An 18,436-nucleotide genomic window follows, 5' to 3' on the forward strand; every position below is an offset into this window, starting at 1 on the left:
TGCGGCGACGATTGGCAAAGCCAATCAAGTCCCTTTTCGGGAAACTCGCCCTGCGGGCTCAAACAGTCCTCGCCGAAACCCCACGATCTTCTGCGATGCTCGGCGTAGCAAGGGGAAAGGGTGTTCTTGCCAGCATCAGTTGCTCGATTGCTGGCAAGAACACCCTGAGCCCCCTTCTGGCTGTCGATGCCGTAGGTCGGGTTTTAACCCGACACAATACCGCTGCTGTCGGGTTAAAACCCGACCTACAGCAGAAGCAAAGAAAGTATCACGCCAAGCCGGGCGCGACCGGCACCCAAAACAGCGCGCCGTAGGCGCATAAAAATCGGGGTCACGGCTTACGAGACCATTCCGATTGCACGAACAGGCAATTGTCCAATACAGGTTTATCGGAACCATGAACAAACCCATCGAACTGCCTGCCGTCTGGCAGGGCGAAACCCCGCTGGTCTGCATCGCGCGGACCGAAGAAACGCACGATTGCGCCACCTTCGAACTGGCTGCCCCCACAGGCCAGCGTTTCGACTATTTCCCTGGCCAGTTTGTCTCGGTCGGTGCCGAAATTGATGGCCGTACCCACTGGCGCGCCTATTCGATTTCATCCAGCCCCAGCCAACCGGAAACGCTATCGATCACGGTCAAGCGTGTGCAGGGTGGGTTGGTGTCCAACTGGCTGCTCGATAACTGGCGTGCCGGCATAAGTCTGCCGGCCTTGGCGCCAGCGGGTGAGTTTGGCTTGAAGTCCGCCGATGTGCCGCAGACTCTGGCACTGTTTTCGGCCGGCAGCGGCATCACCCCAATGGTATCGATGTCGCGCTGGCTGCTGGAAACCGGCGCGGACGTGCAGATCCATTTTTTCCACAGCGCGCGCAGCGAAGCCGATTTCATTTTTGGACGCGATCTGCTGGCGCTGGCGGATGAGTATGCAAATTTCCATCTGCACCTGTTCCTGACCCGGCCCCAGGGCACGATCCCTTGCCACCGGGGGCGGCTGGATGCCGAACGCTTGCAGGCATTGCTGCCCGAAGTACAGCAGGCACAGGCCTGGCTGTGCGGGCAGGATGGCTATATGGACAGCGTGACCGAATGGCTGACGGCGGCAGGCATGCCGGAATCGCTGATTCACCGCGAAAGCTTCACGCCGACTGTGGCTGAGGTCGCAGCCGACGCGGCGCGCTTCGAGCTCAATGTACCGGCTTTCGGCAAATCGGCAGAAATCGCCACAGGCGAGACCTTGCTGGATGTGATGGAGCGTGAAGGCTTGCCGATCATCGGTGCCTGCCGTACCGGCGTGTGCGGCTCGTGCAAGTGCAAGGTGCTTTCCGGGATCGTGGAATCCACGAGCGCCGTCCCGCTGACGCCTGATGAAGTGGCTGCGGGCTATGTGCTGGCGTGCAGCAGTACGGTGACGAGCGATGTGACGGTTGCGCTGGGTTGATTGGATTCGCTGCTGGCGATCAAAAGCGCTTGGTCAGGATCAGCTTGTCGCCGTCGCGTTCCATACTGAAACGGCTGAGTACGCTCATGCCGATCAGCGGGATTTCGGGCGAGCTGCCATCGGTCACACCTGCTTCGACGTTGTAGAGCGTGATGCCGGCGAGTTTCACTTCGGTGAGCGAGAGCTTGTAGTACGGCACCACACCGGCGGCGGTGCGGACATGGCCCGGCGTACCGCGTTTCGGATCGATGCTGGCTTGTCTGGCTTGTACGCCCGACATGGCAAGCGAGGTGGCGCCGGTATCGATCAGGCCACGGAACGGCATGCCGTTGATCGTGATATTGGCAAAGAAATGCCCGCCGGTATCGGCGAACAGAATGATCTTCTTGCCATCGCCCTCGCTGCCGGGCGTGGTGCCGCTGCTGCGGAAAACCCGGCTGTCCATCGACAGTGTCTTGCGCTGGCCGTTGATGTCGAACACCGCCGCACCATTGGCCACCGATACCAGCCTGGCGCCATCGGCGCTCTGGCCTGGTGCGAGCAATCTGGGCTTGCCGCCGTTGATTTCCACCATTGCGCGCTCACCCATGATGGCGACCAGGTTCAATTCGGTGGCCGACGTGGCCAGACTGGTCAGCAGAACCAGAGCGGCGGCAAAGCGTTTCATCACAACTCCCGGGGTCTGCGGCTCGCTGCCACTTGGGCCAGCGCCTGTTCGATCAGGCCGAAATCGGCATCCTTGAGCAGTTTGGCATCGGATAGCATCCGGCGCCACTGCCTGGCACCTTTCTGTCCCTGAAACAATCCCAGCACGTGGCGCGCGATCAGGCGCAGCGGCAGGCCATCGGCCAGTTCGGCTTCGATGTAGTCGCGCAGGCCCAGCATGATTTCTTCGCGGGTTTTCTGCGGATACGCATCGCCGTAATAGCGCGCATCCACTTCGGCCATGATCCACGGATTGTGGTAAGCCTCGCGTCCGAGCATCACGCCATCGACATGCTGCAGGTGTTCGGCAATCTGTTCGTGTGTGGTGATGCCGCCATTGATCAGGATCTCCAGCGTCGGGAAATCCTGCTTGAGCTGGTAGGCGTATTCGTATTTCAGCGGCGGAATCTCGCGGTTTTCCTTGGGCGAGAGACCTTTCAGGATCGCGTTGCGCGCGTGCACGATAAAAGTGGTACAGCCGGCCTCGTGAATCCGGCCGATGAAATCGCGCACGAATTCATAGTCCTCGATCTTGTCGATACCGATGCGGTGTTTCACCGTCACATCGATATTGACGGCATCGCGCATGGCCTTGACGCAATCGGCCACCAGATCGGGCTCCAGCATCAGGCAGGCGCCGAAACTGCCGTTCTGCACGCGCTCGGAGGGGCAGCCGACATTCAGGTTGACCTCGTCATAGCCCCACTCCTGCGCCATGCGCGCGCACTGCGCCAGATCGGCCGGATCCGATCCGCCCAGTTGCAGTGCCAGCGGGTGCTCGCACGGATCGTATCTGAGGAAGCGTTCGCGATCGCCATGGATCAGCGCGCCGGTGGTGACCATTTCGGTATAGAGCCAGGCATGGCGCGAGATTTCGCGCGCAAAGCGCCGGTAAAAACGGTCAGTCCAATCGAGCATCGGGGCCACGGTGAAGCGGCGGGAAGGGGTTATCACTTGCATGGTTTCTACTAAGGGGTTCTTTATCGGGCAACAACGGGCGAGAACCCGTCCAGGTATTGGCTGAGCTGGTACATGTCCTGGTCGAAAGGGCGTTTCATGCTGGTCAGGCATTCGACGATGTCATGGTGCACCAGTGCATTGTTCAGCAAGCCGACGCAGCGCCCGCCATGGCCCTCGATCAGCAACTGAACAGCATAGGCACCCATGCGGCTGGCCAGGATACGGTCGCGTGCCGTGGGCGAACCACCGCGCTGGATGTGCCCAAGGATGGTGGCACGCGTTTCGATGCCGGTGCGCCCTTCGATCTGGTTGGCCAGCGCGCTGACATCGGTGATGTGTTCGCAGATCACGATCAGCGCATGGCGCTTGCCGCGGGTAATGCCGTTTTCGATCTTGCGGAACAGCGCCATCTTGTCCAGCCCACGCTCCGGCACGATGGCTGCTTCGGCACCACCGGCCACGGCTGCCGACAGGGCCAGGTCGCCGGCATGCCGGCCCATCACCTCCAGCAGCGAAATGCGTTTGTGCGAGGACGAGGTATCGCGCAGCCGGTCGATCGCATCCACGGCCACGTTCAGGGCGGTGTCAAAGCCGATGGTGAAATCGGTGCCGGCGATGTCGTTGTCGATCGTGCCTGGCAGGCCGATGCACGGGTAGCCCATTTCATTGAGCGCTTTGGCGCCCATGTAGGAGCCATCGCCACCAATGACAACCAGTGCCTCGATGCCATGTGCTTCAAGATTGCTGATGGCCTGACGGCGAACCGCTTCTTCCTTGAATTCCGGAAAGCGTGCCGTACCCAGGATGGTGCCGCCGCGGTTGATGATGTCGGAAACGCTCTGGCGCTCGAGCTTTTCGATTTTCCCAGCGTGCAGGCCGTGATATCCGTCATATATCCCGCAGACTTCCAGACCGTTGGTCAATCCAGTCCGGACCACGGCGCGGATGGCCGCGTTCATGCCTGGCGCGTCCCCACCACTGGTCAGGACGCCAATTTTCTTGATCATGCAAATGCCTCGACGGGGGTGAATAGATATGGCTGAAAATCATACCACCGCCGTCGTTCATCCACCCGGTTGGTGATCGATGCAGTTGGCGGCGGTCAATGCCGAATGATTTCTGCAGGTTCGGCAGCAACGGCTTGGAATCCGCGCTAGTATGCCGGCAACGCAGCACGATTTGATCCGGGCATGCCTTTGCGGCGTGCCGAAAATACCAGGAGAACACGATGGCTTCATCCCCCGACAATCTCAGCATGGCGATTTTCTGCGATTTTGAAAATGTCGCGCTTGGCGTGCGGGATGCCAAATACGAGCAGTTCGATATCAAGCCGATCCTGGAGCGACTGTTGCTCAAGGGCAGTATCGTGGTGAAGAAAGCCTATTGCGACTGGGATCGCTACAAGACCTTCAAGGCGACGATGCATGAGGCCAATTTCGAGCTGATCGAGATTCCGCATGTGCGCCAGTCCGGCAAGAATTCGGCCGACATCCGTCTGGTCGTTGATGCACTCGATCTGTGCTACACCAAATCGCATGTGAATACCTTTGTCATCATCAGCGGCGATTCGGACTTTTCGCCGCTGGTTTCCAAGCTGCGTGAAAACGCCAAGCAGGTGATCGGCGTCGGGGTCAAGCAATCCACTTCCGATCTGCTGATCGCCAACTGCGATGAATTCATTTTTTACGATGACCTTGTGCGCGAAAATCCGCGCGCGGCGGCCAAGCGCAACCCGCGCGGTACGCAAGCCGGCAAGCGTTCGCCCGAAGAGGAAAAACGACGCAAGGAAGAGCTGGAGAATCGCCGCAGTCAGGCCATCGAACTGGCGGTGGAAACCTTCGATGCGCTGCTGTCCGAGCGTGGCGACAGCGGCAAGATCTGGGCCTCGGCGCTCAAGGACGCGATCAAGCGTCGCAAGCCGGATTTCAGCGAGTCCTACTATGGCTTTCGCGCATTCGGCAATTTGCTGGAAGAGGCGCGCATGCGCGGCTTGCTGGAGTTTGGCCGCGATGAGAAATCGGGCACCTATGTTTTCCGCAGTGGCGCGCAGGAGGTTGCCGCAGCCATGGCAGAGCCGGTAGTTGCTGAAATATCTGAAACTGCGTCAGCACAGGAGATCAGTGTGCCGGTTGTCGAGCAGGCATTGGCACCGGAAGGTGAGGGCGGGGAAAAGCCGAAACAGGGCGAATCGCGGCGCAAGGGACGCGGCGGACGCAAGCCGGCAGCAAAGAAAGCCGAAGCCACCGTGCCGCCCGAGCCTGTGGCGGAAGTGCAGATCCCACCGGTCGAGGTGGCTGAGCCAGTTGGCAATGAGCCGCCGGCTGATGAGGCGAAGGCCAAGAAACCGCGCAAGCCTTCCACCCGCACCCGCCGCCCACGCAAGACCGATACTGCGCCCGAGAGCGCGTAGACGTATCTGAGTTTTCCCTCTCCCCAACCCTCTCCCGCAAGCGGGAGAGGGAGCAAAGTTGGTGGATTAGCCAAGCATTCCCCTCGCCCGTTTGCGGGAGAGGGGCTAGGGGAGAGGGTAAATTCGATGCTCAAGCTAACAGCATTACGCAGGCGCGGACGTTGCGTTTTCAGTCGGCCAGTGCCTGTTTTTGCAGGACAAACAGCTCGCGAATACCGGCTTCGGCCAGATCGAGCAGTGCATTCATTTCGGCACGGCTGAACGCTTCGCCTTCGGCCGTACCCTGGATTTCGATGAACTTGCCACTCTCGGCCATCACCACGTTCATGTCGGTTTCGCAGCCGGAGTCTTCCGGGTAGTCGAGATCGAGTACGGGTGTGTTGTCGAATACGCCCACAGAAATCGCGGCTACTGCTTCCTTGATCGGCGATTCCGTCAGCTTGCCGGCGGTGATCAGGCCGTTGATGGCGTCGGTCAGTGCCACGAAGGCGCCGGTGATGCTGGCGGTGCGGGTGCCGCCGTCAGCCTGGATCACGTCGCAATCGACCACGATCTGGCGCTCGCCCAGCTTTTTCAGGTCGACCACTGCGCGCAAACTTCTGCCAATCAGGCGCTGGATTTCCTGGGTGCGCCCACCCTGCTTGCCACTGGCGGCTTCGCGCTTCATGCGGCTACCGGTCGAGCGCGGCAGCATGCCGTATTCGGCCGTCACCCAGCCCTGGCCTTTGCCTTTCAGAAAGCCGGGCACATTTTCCTCGACGCTGGCGGTGCAGATGACCTTGGTATTGCCGAATTCGATCAGTACCGAGCCTTCGGCATGACAGGTGTAATGACGGGTGATGCGCACGGTGCGCAGTTCATCGGGGCGGCGGGAAGAGGGGCGCATGCAATGGACTCGGTAGGGAAGGGATGCGGGATTATACCGCTACGGCCGCCCTACAGCAGATGGGCCAGGCAAGCCAGCAGCCAGGTCAGGGCGGAGATGCCGGCGATCAGTAGCAGGAATTTCCGGTTGCGGTGCAAGAGCCAGGCCAGGCCCAACACCCAACAGATACTGAGCAGCCAGCCCCAATTCCAGCCGTTGAGCCACAGGGCGGGTACGATCGGCAGTAGCCAGCCGGTCAACGTCGCGCGTCGCAATTCGCGCTGGCTTGGGGCGGGTGGTGTCAGTTCGGGCAAGGCCGCCACAAGGGGAGGCAAGCCGGCTTGCGGATCACGTGCCAGTTCGGCCAGCAACTCGCTTGCCTGCCGGGTGGCTATGTCCTTGCTCATGAGCAGGCCATGCAAGCCCAGCGCTGCTTCTGCCCCGGGTAGCACTTCTTCGCCCGTGACCGCTGTCGTGGGCGCAGGCGGGTAATGGCGTCGGGCACGCCAGAGCTTGATGGCACCACCCAGCAACAGCAAGAGCCAGGCGGCAAACTGGCTGCTGGCCGGCAACAGATCGAATCCGGCCATAAGTGCACTCAGACAGGCCAGCAACAGTGCTGCGTCATCGAAACCCTGACGCAGAATCTGCCCTTGCATGCGTGCCTGGTCGCGATAGATATCCAGCCCCACCTGCTGCAATGAATTCAGAACCGGTAGCAATGGCGCAATACCGAGCCAACCGGCCAGCCTGGCCAGTAAGCGGGTGCGCCGGCTGTGTTGTGCTGATCCAAGCGCGGCAGCGATTTCCAGCAGCAGCCACTGGCGCGGCGAGCCGGATTCCAGATCGGACAATGCGCGCAACAGGTGAGCCTGTTCCGGACGGGACAGCGGGGCCAGCAGGTTTTGCAGAAGGCGCATGCGGAGAAACTGGGAAACGGGGCAGGAGGGAAATGGTAGGAGGGGAGTGATCTGGGCGCAAGAGGCCGTTGCGCCCACCCATTACTGCAGATTACTTGGCATAGCCGGCTTCATTGGGATCGACCACGATTTTCAGCAACCGCTCGCCTTGGGAAAAGGCACCGCCCGCAGCAAAAATCAGCCGCCCTTCTTTCTTGTAGTAATACTCGGTGCGATAGGCGTCACGGCCGAAATAGAACGGGATGAACGCCTTGCCGGACATGTGGCCGCTTTGGTCACTGTGTACCCCGATCAAGTCATCGACCTGTTTTTTGGACATGCCAATTTTGACCTTGGCAAATTTGCTCTTCGGGTTGATCTTGCCGATGATTTCGCCATCGAAGTCACCAGTGGTGGATTTGACGATGGTGATGGGTTGTCCATCACTGGTCGTGCTTGCCTGTGCGGAGGAGGCGGGCGCTTCGCGTGTTTCCATGGTTTTGCAACCGCTGGCTGCCAATACCAGCGCGACCAAGGACACAACTAGAAGTGGTTTGAGCTGCATGGGAACTCCTTTGCTTTCGGTAAAGCAGGCATTCTATCTAGGAATTCCTTTCTTTAATTAATTTGCTTGTCAATTTTTTACGTAAGTTTTGTGCCGGGCCTAATGCGCTGTTTCCGGAATCAGCCGAGCCAGTAATCCGCGACCATACCGGCAAACACGATCCCGCCAATGCGATTGTTGGCCAGAAACGCGGCAAAGCAGGCGGCCGGTTCCCGCATGCGGATGCGGCGGTACTGGTCGAACACCAGCAGCAGGCTGGCAACCAGGCTGGCGAAATAGAGCATCCCCCTGTCCGTTGCCAGGCCTATGCCCAGCATCAGGCCGAGGAATCCGGCGTAACAGAGCAGGATCGCCGCTACGTCGAAACGGCCAAAGGTGATTGCGGAAGTCTTGATGCCGATTTTCAGATCGTCGGCGCGGTCGACCATGGCGTATTCGGTGTCGTAGGCGATGGTCCACAGCACATTGGCCAGCAGCAGCCACCAGGCGATTGCCGGCACGCTGCCGGTCTGGGCTGCAAATGCCATCGGAATACCAAAGCCGAAGGCAATGCCGAGGTAGGCCTGCGGGATGGCGAAGAAGCGTTTGAAAAACGGGTAACTGGCCGCCAGCAATACCGCCGGGATCGAAAGCAGCCAGGTCAGCCTATTGAGCGGCAGGATCAGCAGGAACGAGGCGATAGCCAGCCCGGCAGCGAGCCAGAGTGCTTCTTTCGGCTCAACCTCGCGCGCGGCCAGTGGGCGTTTTTGCGTGCGGGCGACATGGCCATCGAAATCGCGGTCGGCCCAGTCGTTGATGGCACAGCCAGCGGAGCGCATCAGGAAGGTGCCCAGCACGAAGATGACCAGGATCAGCGGATCGGGGCGGCCAGCGCTGGCGATCCATAATCCCCACAGGGTAGGCCACAGCAGCAACAGCGTACCGATCGGTTTGTCGATGCGCATCAGGCGGATATAGGCAGACAGGCGTTGTCGGTTCATGGGGATGCATCGATGGCAGGGAGAAATAATTCGGTCACCAAAAGGCGATCGTTTCCGGTCTGAAATACCGAGCGACGGGCCCAGAGTCGCCGCGGCAGCGGGCCGACAGCCACTTGAGCCTTGCGCCAGAGCGGGTGTCGCGCATCGACGCAGCGCCACGATAGCGGTGAGCGACGGATGGTGGGGTTGGCGAACAGGGATTCACCGAGCGGCCGGGAGCCGATGCGCCCGAGCAATTGGAATCCGCCGCGCAGGGTTTTTCTTAGCGTGATGCTATGGGCGAAGACCAGCGGCGTATTGCCGCTGAGCAGCAGGACTTCACGCGTGGCAACGTGCAGATGTTGCCGGGTGAGTTGCAAGGGTATGTATTCATCCTGATGGGCGGGTTGCCAACCTTGCAGCAGAACCTGAACGCGAAACTGCGGAAAACGGGCCTTCAGCCTGGCGGTCAGCGAGCCAGGGTCGCTGAGCCATGGATGCAGGTGGTGCGGGGCAAGGCAGAGGGGTTGGTGCCAGCAGGCAGTCTTGGGCATCGCAAAACTTGGGTGACGATCTGCCCCGGATTATGCCACAGGCACTTTGCCGGGCCGGATGTGGATGGCAGTCCGCCCGCATCGTAGTGCGGGCGGACTGCCTGGCAGGGCTGGTGAGGTTACACGCGGAAATGGCTGACTGCCGTCAGCAGGTGCCTTGACGATTGCGTTACTTCCTTGATGCTTTCACTGGTTCTGCCGATGACCTCGCTGGTTTCCTCGGCCATCTGCGCTACCTTCTCCACATACTGGGCAATGGCCGTGTTGGCAGCCTGTTGCTCGCGTACCGAAGCCGCGATGCCATTGATGCCACTGTTGGCATGCTCCACCGCAACTTCCGCCTGGGCGAGGGATGTCTTGACGTTTTGCACCACGCCAAGGCTTTTCTCCAGCGACTGGATACCCTTGCTCAGGGCGGATTCCACTGTGCCGGACTGGCTGCTCAGGCTGTGGGTGACGCTGTCGATCTGCTGCGCCGACTGGCTGGATTTTTCCGCCAGCTTGCGCACTTCATCGGCAACCACGGCAAAACCGCGCCCTTGTTCCCCGGCGCGTGCTGCCTCAATCGCGGCGTTCAATGCCAGCAGGTTGGTCTGGTCGGCGATATCTCGTACCTGCTGGGTAAGCGAGGCAATCGCGTGCGTGCTTTGCACGAACGATGCCACCGTGCTGGCGATATCCTTGACCGAGCTTTCCACCGCCTGCACTTCGGCGATCAATGCCGCCAGATTTTGCGTGCCCTGGCGAGTGGCTTCATAGTTTTCCTGCGAACGCGTGCGCACGGTTTCGGCACTGTCGGCAATCGTGCTGATGCTGACCGTGACTTCTTCCACCGAAGCTGCCGTAGCAGCAGCGGTATCCGCCTGTTCCTGGCTAGCCTGCAGCACTGCAGCGGAAGAATCGGCCAGCCGGGTCGACATGGCATCGACCTGTTCGACCGTATTGCGCACCTGGCGCACCGTGCCGGAAAGATTTTCCACCATGCGGCCCAAGGCATTGAGCAGCTGGCCGGTTTCATCATTGGCACGGGAATCGACCCGGTCGGTAAGATCGCCATTGGCGACCGATTGCGCAACATGCACGGCACGCGCCAATGGCACGGTAATGCTGCGGCGAACCAGTGTGCCGAGAATGAAGCTGATGACCAGTGCTGCGCCGGTACAAGCCAGAACCACCGTCAGCATGGTGCCGGCGCTGCCATGAATCGCGCTCATGCGCGCCGTGCTGTCCTGGATCTCGTAATCGTCGAGCTGCTTCAGTGCCGCGATCAGCGACTCGCCCTGCTGGCTGAGTTCCTTCTGCCCGCTCTCGAACTGGTCGCTACGTGCATACGGATCGCGCAGGATCTTGATGAATTCACCGGTTTGCTTGTCATAGGGCGCGCGTACGGCGTCGACCTTGTCGAACAGGGTTTTTTCCTGTGCCGTGAGCTGGCCCTTCTGGATGGCTTTGGCTTGTTCCTGCTGGATCTGGGCCAGTTGCTTGTGCGCATCATCCAGTTTTTTGGCTGCTGCCTCGCGTTCATCCTGATTGATGGCCTGCAGCGAATCCCAGACGGCCTGCTGCTGGGTCTGGACCAGTTTGAGGATTTCCTTGCTGAAATTGATCTGTTCCTGATTGAATTGCAGGATTTTCAGGCTGGCGCGCTGGTTTTGCAGGCCGACAATGGCCACGACGGCAACGGCGAGAAAGATCAGGTTGATGAACAGAAAGGCGGCTTGCAATCGCTGCCCGATTCTGAGATTGAGGATAAGTCGATTGATTCCTTGGGTAAACGCCATGATTTCCCTCCTGATACTGTTTTTTATTGTCGATACCCGACCCATTGTCATGGAAGCGGGTTCGTCCTGCATGGGTTAATCGGCCAAGCGAAGAAAACTTTTTGCAGTTCGCCAAAGAAATACTCTCAGGTAAATCTGAGGCGGGCAACCTGGTTTTGTCAGCCTGGCTTGTAAGCTAGGCGCCCAGTATAGGTTAGTTACCGGTAACAGTTGAGGCCATCCGTCAAAAATGCAAATTTTGTCAGAAATCCAACACAAACTGACCCAGCGTCGGGCCGAAGGTCTTTATCGCCAGCGTCGAATCGTGGAAAGCCCGCAGCATGCGCAGGTGACGGTGGATGGCCGCGAGCTGCTGAATTTCTGCAGCAACGATTACCTCGGGCTTGCCAATCACCCGGCCTTGGTTGCTGCTGCACAGGAAGGTGCGGCGCGCTGGGGCGTGGGCAGCGGCGCCTCGCACCTGGTAAGCGGGCATTTCGCCGTGCACGAGCAATTCGAGCAGCGTTTTGCCGCCTGGGTTGGCTTGCCGGCGGCGCTGTCGTTTTCCACCGGCTATATGGCCAATCTGGCCGTGATCACCGCCTTGGCCGGGCGCGGTGATGCGGTGTTTGCCGACAAGCTCAACCATGCTTCGCTCAACGATGCGGTGCAGTTGTCGCGTGCCGAATTCAAGCGCTACGCCCACAATGATCTGGCTGCACTGGAACGCTTGCTGGCTGCCAGTACTGCCCGGCACAAGCTGATCGTCAGCGATACCGTGTTCAGCATGGATGGCGATATTGCGCCGCTGGCAGGCTTGCTCGATCTGGCCGAGCGCTACGATGCGCTGCTGTATCTGGATGATGCGCACGGTTTCGGCGTACTGGGGCAAGGGCGCGGCGCGCTGGCCGAGTACGGACTGGTCTCGCGGCGCATCATCTATATGGCGACGCTGGGCAAGGCTGCGGGCGTGGCGGGAGCTGCGGTGGCGGCTGATCCAGTCATCATCGACTGGATGATCAATCAGGCACGGCCGTATGTGTACACCACGGCCGCGCCGCCGTTGCTGGCGCATACGCTGCTGGCGAGTCTCGATCTGATTGCTACGGAAAACTGGCGGCGTGAACGACTGTCGCAGCACATTGCCTTGTTCCGGCAAATGCTGGCGCCGGTTTCCAGTCGCTTGCTCGATTCCGCCTCGCCGGTTCAGCCCGTACTGATGGATGACAATGCCCAGGCATTGGCCATGTCGGCCGCGTTCAAGGATGCCGGTTTCTGGGTCGCCGCCATCCGCCCGCCCACCGTGCCGACCCCACGTCTGCGCGTGACGCTGACTGCGGCGCATACCGAAGCCGAAGTGGTGGCATTGGCGCGCTGCCTGCTAGAACTGTTGGGAGCAGAAAAATGAGTCTTTACGTAGAAACGCACGGTCGTGGACCGGATGTGGTGCTGCTGCATGGCTGGGGCATGAATGGCACGGTCTGGCGCCATGTGGTGCCGGCGTTATCCGAAGACTATTGCCTGCATCTGGTGGACATGCCCGGACACGGCAAAAGTGACATGGTCGAGCCGTTCACGCTTGAAACCCTGGCGCAGCAGGTCGATGCCGCGTTTCCGTTTCCGGCGCATGTGATCGGCTGGTCGCTCGGCGGCGCGGTGGCCACGCAATGGGCCTTGCAGGAGCCAGACAAGATCCGTTCGCTCACGCTGGTGGCCTCTTCGCCGTGTTTCGTGCAGCGCGATGACTGGCTGCCGGCCATGCCGGCGGCAACGCTGGATCAGTTCTTCGCCCAGTTGCACGCCGATTGGCGCGGTACGCTCAAGCGCTTCATCGGTCTGCAGGCGATGGGCGATGCCGCGGCGCGTGCCGTGGCGCGCGAACTGACGCAAGATCTGTTCAGCCATGGCGAACCGCCGCTGGCAGCGCTGGAGCACGGGCTGGAAATCCTGCGCGATACCGATCTGCGCGATCGGGTCAGGGCGGTAGCTTGCCCGCTGCTGCTGCAATATGGTGACAAGGACATGCTCACGCCGGTGGGGGCGGCGCAATGGCTGGCAGAGGCTGTTCCTCACGCGGAGCTGATGATTCATGCCGGCGCGGCGCATGCGCCGTTCTTGTCGCATGCGGCTGAGTTTGTGGCGCGGCAGCGGGTGTTTCTCAATGCGGTTTGAGTGGTTGGTTTTGATGGGTTTTATGCGCCTGCGGCGCGGGTGCTTGGGCTTGCCGGGAGTTCACCCCGGCGGGTGAGTTACTTTCTTTGCTTCTGCAAAGAAAGTAACCAAAGAAAGCAGCCCCCGGGCGGCCGGCGCTCCGCGCTGCCCTCGTTTGGTCGGGAGCCTGGGTCTCCCTCCGCGCACTCGGCGGCCTTGTAGGGGGTTGGGGTGTTCTTGCCGATCTTTCGCCATGTTTCAAATGGGGCTGGCAGATTGCAAGGACACTTTCATGCCCTGGGAGGTGCCGAGAAGCACAGCAAGGTCCGGGAATTCGGCGAGGACTGTTTGAGCCCGTAGGGCGAGTTCCGCAGCCGCCGGTTCTTGTGAGCATCGCAGGGGACCCCGAAGGGGCACCGGATCGGGCTCGCCTTTGGGGTGAAGGGGGCTTTGGCGACGCAAAGCCTCCTTCTTGCCCGCCGTGCGGAAACGGCTCTAAATCAAACTGCGCCGCAGGCGCATAAAACCTTCTTGGCTGGGGGGCATTGAGCCATGATGGCCGATTATGTAACGGTTAACTCACCGACTCCATCTTCGGCGCCCGCCCCATCAGCTCCGCCACCACCTCGCGCGGCGGCACGTTTTCAAACAGCAGGTGGCAGACCGCGCGCGTGATCGGCATGTCGATGCCGAGTTTCTCGGCGCGGGCCAGCACTTCCTTGGCGGTCGGCACGCCTTCGGCGACATGGCCGAGGCTTTGCAGCGTGCCAGCCAGATCCATGCCCTGGGCCATCAGCAGGCCGACGCGACGGTTGCGCGAAAGATCGCCGGTAGCGGTCAGCAATAGATCACCCACGCCGGTCAGTCCCATGAAGGTTTCCGGCTTGGCGCCGTGTGCCATGCCAAAGCGCGCCATTTCGGCCAGTCCGCGCGTGAGTAGTGCTGCCCGGGCGTTGAAACCCAGATTGAGTCCGTCGCACACACCGGCCGCAATCGCGATCACGTTTTTCACGGCTGCGCCGATTTCCACGCCAACGATGTCTTCGCTGGCATACAGGCGCAGGACCGGTGTGTTGAGTTCAGTCACCATGTCGCGTGCAAAATCACCCTGGGCCGATGCCAGCGTGATGGCGCAGGGCAAACCTTGCGCCACCTCTTGGGCAAAGCTCGGGCCGCACAGCGTGCCACGTGCCACGGCAGGGGCCATTTCCTCATCAGCCACCTGATGCGGCAACAGCATGGTGTCGGCTTCCAGGCCCTTGCAGACCCAGATCACCGGCACGCGCGAGCCGAGTTCGCGCAACTTGCGCAGCGTCGGGCGCAAGCCGGCCATCGGCGTGGCGATGATGATCAACCCGGCATCCTGGATCGAGGTGTCGAGCGCGCTGGAGAGCTGGATAGTGTCGGGTAGGGCGATGCCGGGCAGATAGCGGGTATTGACGCGATCATGCTGCATCTCGGCGATGCTGTCGGTGTCGATGGACCAGAGTGTGACCGCATGCCGATCGGCGAAACGGATTGCCAGCGCGGTTCCCCATGCGCCGGCTCCGAGAATGGCAAGCTTCATAATCCCCAGATATCCTCGATGCGGATGAAGCCTGTAGCCCCATCGCGATGCTTGACGCGAATCCAGCCTGTCCGGGTATTTTCCTGCAGATTCAGCAGCAGCCCCGTATTGGCTCGGAAGGCAATTTCCGACAGGGCATTGGCTTCGCGATAGGCAACTGCCGGTTTGATGACCTGCACGGTACGTTGGCTGGATAGATCGCGTTTATGCAACCAGGCCAGTGCACCACTCTGGTCGCGCACGCGCGCCCAGTCACCCTGTTCGGCAAACACCTCGAGCGGGGTGCCGCGGCTGAGCACGAACACCTTGCGCGCATCATTGGCGGGGCGATCGTACAGGATCACCCCGTGCGTAGCCGCCGAGCGCATTTCCAGCGCGATGGCGGCCTGGCTGAAGAGCGCCAGCGCCGCGATCAGGCAAGATTTACTGATTTGCCGCATTGCCTTGAGCCTGTTCCATACGTTGCTGCAGGAAGATGGCTTCGAAATTCACGGGCTGCAGCACCAGCGGTGCAAAACCGGCGCGGGTGGTCAGGTCCGACACGGCTTCGCGCAGGTAGGGGAACAGGATGCTCGGGCAACCGATGCCGATCAGGCTGTCCATTTCGCCTTCCGGCACGTTTTCGATGTTGAACAGGCCAGCCTGGGTGACTTCAACCAGGAAAAGGGTGCGATCTTCGGTCTTGGCTTCGGCGGTAACTTTCAGCGAGACTTCATAAAAGCCACCTTCGAACGCCTTGGCGCCGTTTTGGAAATTTACGCTGATTTCCGGCGTGGTCGAATCCATGAAGGAAATCGGAGCATTCGGGGATTCCACCGAGATATCGGTGATGTAGAGCTTTTGAATCGAGAAGACCGGTTGCTGGGTTTCTTGGGCTTGTTGTTCGCTCATCGCGATTCCTATGAATGTGTGCGGGTTAAAAGGCATAAAACTGAACGCGGAATGATCGCATGATTCCTGTTCAACGATCCAGTTGCTGTTGCAGCGGCGCAAAAAAAGAACCCGGCATGCGCCGGGAGGGAGGAGGTTGAAGAAGTTTGATTCAACGGATGCCTGGTTTATTGGCTATTTGTCCGGCGGGCTGGCTTGTTATTCATTGTGGCAATGGGGCAGGAGTCAGCAGGCGCCCTTCGCTGAAAAACGCTTGCAGGTTGGCCAGTACCAGATCTTCCATGGCCTTGCGGGTCTCAACCGTACCGCTGGCGAAATGCGGTAGCAGTACCACGTTATCCAGTGTCATCAGTGCAGATGGCACGTTGGGTTCGTCCATATAGACGTCCAGCCCGGCACCTGCGATCTTGCGCTCGGTCAGTGCCGCTATCAGCGCCGCCTCGTCGACGACAGAACCACGCGAGACATTGATCAGGAAACCTTCCGGCCCCAGGGCTTCCAGCACTTCGTTTGAGATCAGATGCTGGGTGCCAGTGCCGCCAGAGACGGTCACAACCAGAAAGTCGGCCCAACGGGCAAGATCGGTCAGTGACGGTTCATAGCCATAATCGACCCCATCCACCGGCGCAAGGTTGTTATAGCGAATCTGCATGTCAAAACCACAGGCGCGGCGTGCAATGGCCTGGCCGATCTGACCCAGACCCACGATGCCGAGATGTTTGCCGCTGACATCGCTGGTCAGCGGATATTTATCCTTCAACCAGTTGCCGGCACGCACGAATCGATCCGCAGCAGACAGGCGTCTGGCAACGTCAATTACCAGGCCAAACGCCAGATCGGCCACGCAATTGGTGAGTACGCCAAAGGTACCGCTGACCTGAATGCCGCGCTCACCGGCACGTTTCAGGTCGACCTTGTCGAGCCCGACACCGCGGCATGAAATGACCTTGAGGTTGGGCAGGGCATCGATCAACTCGGCCGATGCGCCCATGGGGGCCGAGGTTGCCAGGCCGACGAACTCCTTGCCGTGCCTGGTGAGGAAGGCGTGGGGATCCGGCTCCTGCCACAAATGATGCAGGTCGAATGATTCTGCGAGTTCGGCTTCAAGCGTCGGTGACAGGCGGCCGTTTTGCAGGATTTTTGGCTTCATGATGTATCCCTGGCTATGCGTTCGGAGTAGGTTCAGACAGTTGGCGCTGCTTGAATCGATGGGGTGTGGCACTGGCGTTGCCGCAGTTTTTTGTACTCGCCGTACAGGGTGTAGGCGACGACGATAATGGTTGCAGCCAGAATGACGCCGGAAATCGGCTCTGTCAGGAAGGGCGAAAGATCGCCTTTGCTTTTCATCAGGCCGCGCCGCAGGTTGACTTCAATGACCGGGCCGAGAATGAAACCCAGCAACAAGGGCGTGCTCGGCAGCGAAGCCTTTTTCATCACCCAGCCAAGCAGACCAAAGAACAGCATGGTCCAGACATCAAACAGGCGGTTGTTGAGGCCATACGCACCGATCACGCACAGTGCCATGATGATCGGCAGCAGGATATGCGTTGGTACCGACAGAACACGAACGAAAGCGCGCATGCCGCCGAACAGGGTGATGATCATGAAGATGTTGGAAATGACCAGCGCTGTGAAAATGCCATATACCAGCACGCCATCGGTCTCGAATAGCAGCGGGCCGGGGGTAATGCCGTGAATCATGAAGCCGGCCAACATGATGGCGGTGGTATTGTCTCCGGGTATGCCCAGTGTCAGCAGCGGAACCATCGCGCCACCGGTTGAGGCGTTGTTGGAGGTTTCACTGGCCACAATGCCATCGACAATGCCTGTACCGAATTTTTCCGGATGCTTCGATTGTTTTTTCGCGGCGCCGTAGGCCAGCAGATTGCAGACAGCAGCGCCCAGGCCAGGAAGAATGCCGATTACGGTACCAATGATCGAGGAGCGGAAGAAATTACCGGTCTGGCCGATGAATTCCTGCATTGATAAGCCAAAACCCTTGATCTTGTAATCCATGGGTTTGACGGGCTCATAGCGTTTGCGGCTTTCTGCGGTTTCCAGAACCTGTGCGACGGCAAACAGGCCGATCAGGGCAGGCAGTAGATTGATCCCGGCATCCAGTTCCGTGAATCCCAGGGTGAAGCGTGGGAAAGCCGTGATGGGGGCCATGCCCACGAAGGCAAACGTCATCCCCAGCGTGGCGGCTATCAAGCCGCGGACCAGTGAACCATCGGAAAGGCCAGCCACCAGCGTGAGCGAGAACAGGGCGATCGAGAAATACTCATACGGACCGAACTCCAGTGCGATTTCAGCCAGCAGCGGCGAGATAAAGAACAGCACCAGCAGGCTGAAGACCCCACCCAGGAACGAATAGACGATGCCTACGCCCAGCGCCTTGCCGGCTTCGCCACGCGCCGCCATCGGAGCACCATCAAACGTGGTGGCAATCGAGGCCGGTGTACCGGGAATCTTGAGCAGAATCGCCGAGATCAGGCCGCCGGAAGTTCCGCCGATATAGAGCCCCATCAGCAGCGATAGGCCTTCGACCGGTGACATGCCGAAGGTGATCGGCAAAAACAGCGCAACACCCATGGTCACCGTGAGGCCGGGAATGGCACCGATGATGATGCCGATGACTGTTCCGCCCAGAATCAGCGCGAGTGCCTTGAGGGTCAGAACCGAGAGAATACCTGCCATTATCATTGGATTGCT

The 18,436-nt window shown here is 60.1% G+C and carries 18 protein-coding genes; 4 read left to right on the forward strand and 14 right to left on the reverse strand.

The window, feature by feature from the left end; genetic code table 11:
- Positions 1 to 397: 397 nt before the first annotated feature.
- Positions 398 to 1,438, forward strand: coding sequence for an FAD-binding oxidoreductase (locus AC0KVQ_RS03725; protein WP_473419778.1), 1,041 nt, complete (start codon positions 398 to 400; stop codon positions 1,436 to 1,438).
- A 19-nt stretch (positions 1,439 to 1,457) separates the two neighbouring features.
- On the opposite strand, the gene AC0KVQ_RS03730 is transcribed toward AC0KVQ_RS03725, so the two are convergent.
- From AC0KVQ_RS03730 to pfkA, 3 genes are all read right to left on the reverse strand, one after another.
- Complete coding sequence (locus AC0KVQ_RS03730; protein WP_473419779.1) at positions 1,458 to 2,105, reverse strand: retropepsin-like aspartic protease family protein; 648 nt, start codon at positions 2,103 to 2,105, stop codon at positions 1,458 to 1,460.
- The gene (gene dusA / locus AC0KVQ_RS03735) at positions 2,105 to 3,061 is read right to left on the reverse strand and encodes a tRNA dihydrouridine(20/20a) synthase DusA (RefSeq protein WP_473419939.1); all 957 of its coding nucleotides are present in this window, start codon (positions 3,059 to 3,061) and stop codon (positions 2,105 to 2,107) included. Before dusA ends, AC0KVQ_RS03730 begins: the two co-directional genes overlap by 1 nt.
- Positions 3,062 to 3,123: 62 nt before the next feature.
- Positions 3,124 to 4,110 (reverse strand): 6-phosphofructokinase, encoded by a 987-nt coding sequence (pfkA, locus tag AC0KVQ_RS03740; RefSeq protein ID WP_473419780.1) that lies wholly within the window; start codon positions 4,108 to 4,110, stop codon positions 3,124 to 3,126.
- Between the two features lie 221 nt (positions 4,111 to 4,331).
- Here pfkA and AC0KVQ_RS03745 point away from each other — a divergent pair, with 221 nt between their 5' ends.
- Positions 4,332 to 5,513 (forward strand): NYN domain-containing protein, encoded by a 1,182-nt coding sequence (locus AC0KVQ_RS03745; protein ID WP_473419781.1) that lies wholly within the window; start codon positions 4,332 to 4,334, stop codon positions 5,511 to 5,513.
- Positions 5,514 to 5,682: 169 nt separating this feature from the next.
- Here AC0KVQ_RS03745 and rph read toward each other — a convergent pair whose 3' ends face one another.
- The 6 genes from rph to AC0KVQ_RS03775 form a co-directional block, all read right to left on the reverse strand.
- On the reverse strand, positions 5,683 to 6,399 hold the full coding sequence (rph, locus tag AC0KVQ_RS03750) for a ribonuclease PH (protein WP_473419782.1): 717 nt from the start codon (positions 6,397 to 6,399) through the stop codon (positions 5,683 to 5,685).
- A 50-nt stretch (positions 6,400 to 6,449) separates the two neighbouring features.
- Positions 6,450 to 7,298: a hypothetical protein gene (locus tag AC0KVQ_RS03755; RefSeq protein ID WP_473419783.1), complete on the reverse strand. Its 849-nt coding sequence runs from the start codon at positions 7,296 to 7,298 to the stop codon at positions 6,450 to 6,452.
- A 91-nt stretch (positions 7,299 to 7,389) separates the two neighbouring features.
- Complete coding sequence (locus AC0KVQ_RS03760; RefSeq protein WP_473419784.1) at positions 7,390 to 7,842, reverse strand: hypothetical protein; 453 nt, start codon at positions 7,840 to 7,842, stop codon at positions 7,390 to 7,392.
- A gap of 119 nt (positions 7,843 to 7,961) precedes the next feature.
- Positions 7,962 to 8,822, reverse strand: a complete 861-nt coding sequence (gene ubiA, locus AC0KVQ_RS03765; protein WP_473419785.1) for a 4-hydroxybenzoate octaprenyltransferase — start codon at positions 8,820 to 8,822, stop codon at positions 7,962 to 7,964.
- Positions 8,819 to 9,355, reverse strand: a complete 537-nt coding sequence (locus AC0KVQ_RS03770; RefSeq protein ID WP_473419786.1) for a chorismate--pyruvate lyase family protein — start codon at positions 9,353 to 9,355, stop codon at positions 8,819 to 8,821. The genes ubiA and AC0KVQ_RS03770 overlap by 4 nt, the downstream gene beginning before the upstream one ends.
- Before the next feature lie 119 nt (positions 9,356 to 9,474).
- A complete protein-coding gene (locus AC0KVQ_RS03775) occupies positions 9,475 to 11,136 on the reverse strand; it encodes a methyl-accepting chemotaxis protein (RefSeq protein WP_473419787.1) in 1,662 nt (553 codons plus the stop codon).
- 229 nt (positions 11,137 to 11,365) lie between these two features.
- Here AC0KVQ_RS03775 and bioF point away from each other — a divergent pair, with 229 nt between their 5' ends.
- Positions 11,366 to 12,523 carry an 8-amino-7-oxononanoate synthase gene (gene bioF, locus AC0KVQ_RS03780; RefSeq protein ID WP_473419788.1) on the forward strand — a complete coding sequence of 386 codons (1,158 nt, stop codon included), beginning with the start codon at positions 11,366 to 11,368 and terminating at the stop codon, positions 12,521 to 12,523.
- Positions 12,520 to 13,287: a pimeloyl-ACP methyl ester esterase BioH gene (bioH, locus tag AC0KVQ_RS03785; protein ID WP_473419789.1), complete on the forward strand. Its 768-nt coding sequence runs from the start codon at positions 12,520 to 12,522 to the stop codon at positions 13,285 to 13,287. Before bioF ends, bioH begins: the two co-directional genes overlap by 4 nt.
- A gap of 553 nt (positions 13,288 to 13,840) precedes the next feature.
- Here bioH and AC0KVQ_RS03790 read toward each other — a convergent pair.
- The 5 genes from AC0KVQ_RS03790 to AC0KVQ_RS03810 form a co-directional block, all read right to left on the reverse strand.
- On the reverse strand, positions 13,841 to 14,833 hold the full coding sequence (locus AC0KVQ_RS03790) for an NAD(P)H-dependent glycerol-3-phosphate dehydrogenase (protein WP_473419790.1): 993 nt from the start codon (positions 14,831 to 14,833) through the stop codon (positions 13,841 to 13,843).
- On the reverse strand, positions 14,830 to 15,273 hold the full coding sequence (locus tag AC0KVQ_RS03795; protein WP_473419791.1) for an SH3 domain-containing protein: 444 nt from the start codon (positions 15,271 to 15,273) through the stop codon (positions 14,830 to 14,832). The genes AC0KVQ_RS03790 and AC0KVQ_RS03795 overlap by 4 nt, the downstream gene beginning before the upstream one ends.
- On the reverse strand, positions 15,257 to 15,724 hold the full coding sequence (secB, locus tag AC0KVQ_RS03800) for a protein-export chaperone SecB (RefSeq protein ID WP_473419792.1): 468 nt from the start codon (positions 15,722 to 15,724) through the stop codon (positions 15,257 to 15,259). The genes AC0KVQ_RS03795 and secB overlap by 17 nt, the downstream gene beginning before the upstream one ends.
- A gap of 202 nt (positions 15,725 to 15,926) precedes the next feature.
- Positions 15,927 to 16,874: a 2-hydroxyacid dehydrogenase gene (locus tag AC0KVQ_RS03805; protein ID WP_473419793.1), complete on the reverse strand. Its 948-nt coding sequence runs from the start codon at positions 16,872 to 16,874 to the stop codon at positions 15,927 to 15,929.
- Positions 16,875 to 16,906: 32 nt separating this feature from the next.
- Positions 16,907 to 18,427, reverse strand: coding sequence for a tripartite tricarboxylate transporter permease (locus tag AC0KVQ_RS03810; RefSeq protein WP_473419794.1), 1,521 nt, complete (start codon positions 18,425 to 18,427; stop codon positions 16,907 to 16,909).
- Positions 18,428 to 18,436: the final 9 nt, after the last annotated feature.

Source organism: Formivibrio sp. oc-25, from assembly GCF_055810895.1.

Bases quoted from the DNA above. Each gene is read 5' to 3' on its own strand.
- AC0KVQ_RS03725 (WP_473419778.1), top strand. From the start codon at position 398: ATGAACAAACCCATCGAACTGCCTGCCGTCTGGCAGGGCGAAACCCCG.
- AC0KVQ_RS03730 (WP_473419779.1), bottom strand. From the start codon at position 2,105: ATGAAACGCTTTGCCGCCGCTCTGGTTCTGCTGACCAGTCTGGCCACG.
- dusA (WP_473419939.1), bottom strand. From the start codon at position 3,061: ATGCTCGATTGGACTGACCGTTTTTACCGGCGCTTTGCGCGCGAAATC.
- pfkA (WP_473419780.1), bottom strand. From the start codon at position 4,110: ATGATCAAGAAAATTGGCGTCCTGACCAGTGGTGGGGACGCGCCAGGC.
- AC0KVQ_RS03745 (WP_473419781.1), top strand. From the start codon at position 4,332: ATGGCTTCATCCCCCGACAATCTCAGCATGGCGATTTTCTGCGATTTT.
- rph (WP_473419782.1), bottom strand. From the start codon at position 6,399: ATGCGCCCCTCTTCCCGCCGCCCCGATGAACTGCGCACCGTGCGCATC.
- AC0KVQ_RS03755 (WP_473419783.1), bottom strand. From the start codon at position 7,298: ATGCGCCTTCTGCAAAACCTGCTGGCCCCGCTGTCCCGTCCGGAACAG.
- AC0KVQ_RS03760 (WP_473419784.1), bottom strand. From the start codon at position 7,842: ATGCAGCTCAAACCACTTCTAGTTGTGTCCTTGGTCGCGCTGGTATTG.
- ubiA (WP_473419785.1), bottom strand. From the start codon at position 8,822: ATGAACCGACAACGCCTGTCTGCCTATATCCGCCTGATGCGCATCGAC.
- AC0KVQ_RS03770 (WP_473419786.1), bottom strand. From the start codon at position 9,355: ATGCCCAAGACTGCCTGCTGGCACCAACCCCTCTGCCTTGCCCCGCAC.
- AC0KVQ_RS03775 (WP_473419787.1), bottom strand. From the start codon at position 11,136: ATGGCGTTTACCCAAGGAATCAATCGACTTATCCTCAATCTCAGAATC.
- bioF (WP_473419788.1), top strand. From the start codon at position 11,366: ATGCAAATTTTGTCAGAAATCCAACACAAACTGACCCAGCGTCGGGCC.
- bioH (WP_473419789.1), top strand. From the start codon at position 12,520: ATGAGTCTTTACGTAGAAACGCACGGTCGTGGACCGGATGTGGTGCTG.
- AC0KVQ_RS03790 (WP_473419790.1), bottom strand. From the start codon at position 14,833: ATGAAGCTTGCCATTCTCGGAGCCGGCGCATGGGGAACCGCGCTGGCA.
- AC0KVQ_RS03795 (WP_473419791.1), bottom strand. From the start codon at position 15,273: ATGCGGCAAATCAGTAAATCTTGCCTGATCGCGGCGCTGGCGCTCTTC.
- secB (WP_473419792.1), bottom strand. From the start codon at position 15,724: ATGAGCGAACAACAAGCCCAAGAAACCCAGCAACCGGTCTTCTCGATT.
- AC0KVQ_RS03805 (WP_473419793.1), bottom strand. From the start codon at position 16,874: ATGAAGCCAAAAATCCTGCAAAACGGCCGCCTGTCACCGACGCTTGAA.
- AC0KVQ_RS03810 (WP_473419794.1), bottom strand. From the start codon at position 18,427: ATGATAATGGCAGGTATTCTCTCGGTTCTGACCCTCAAGGCACTCGCG.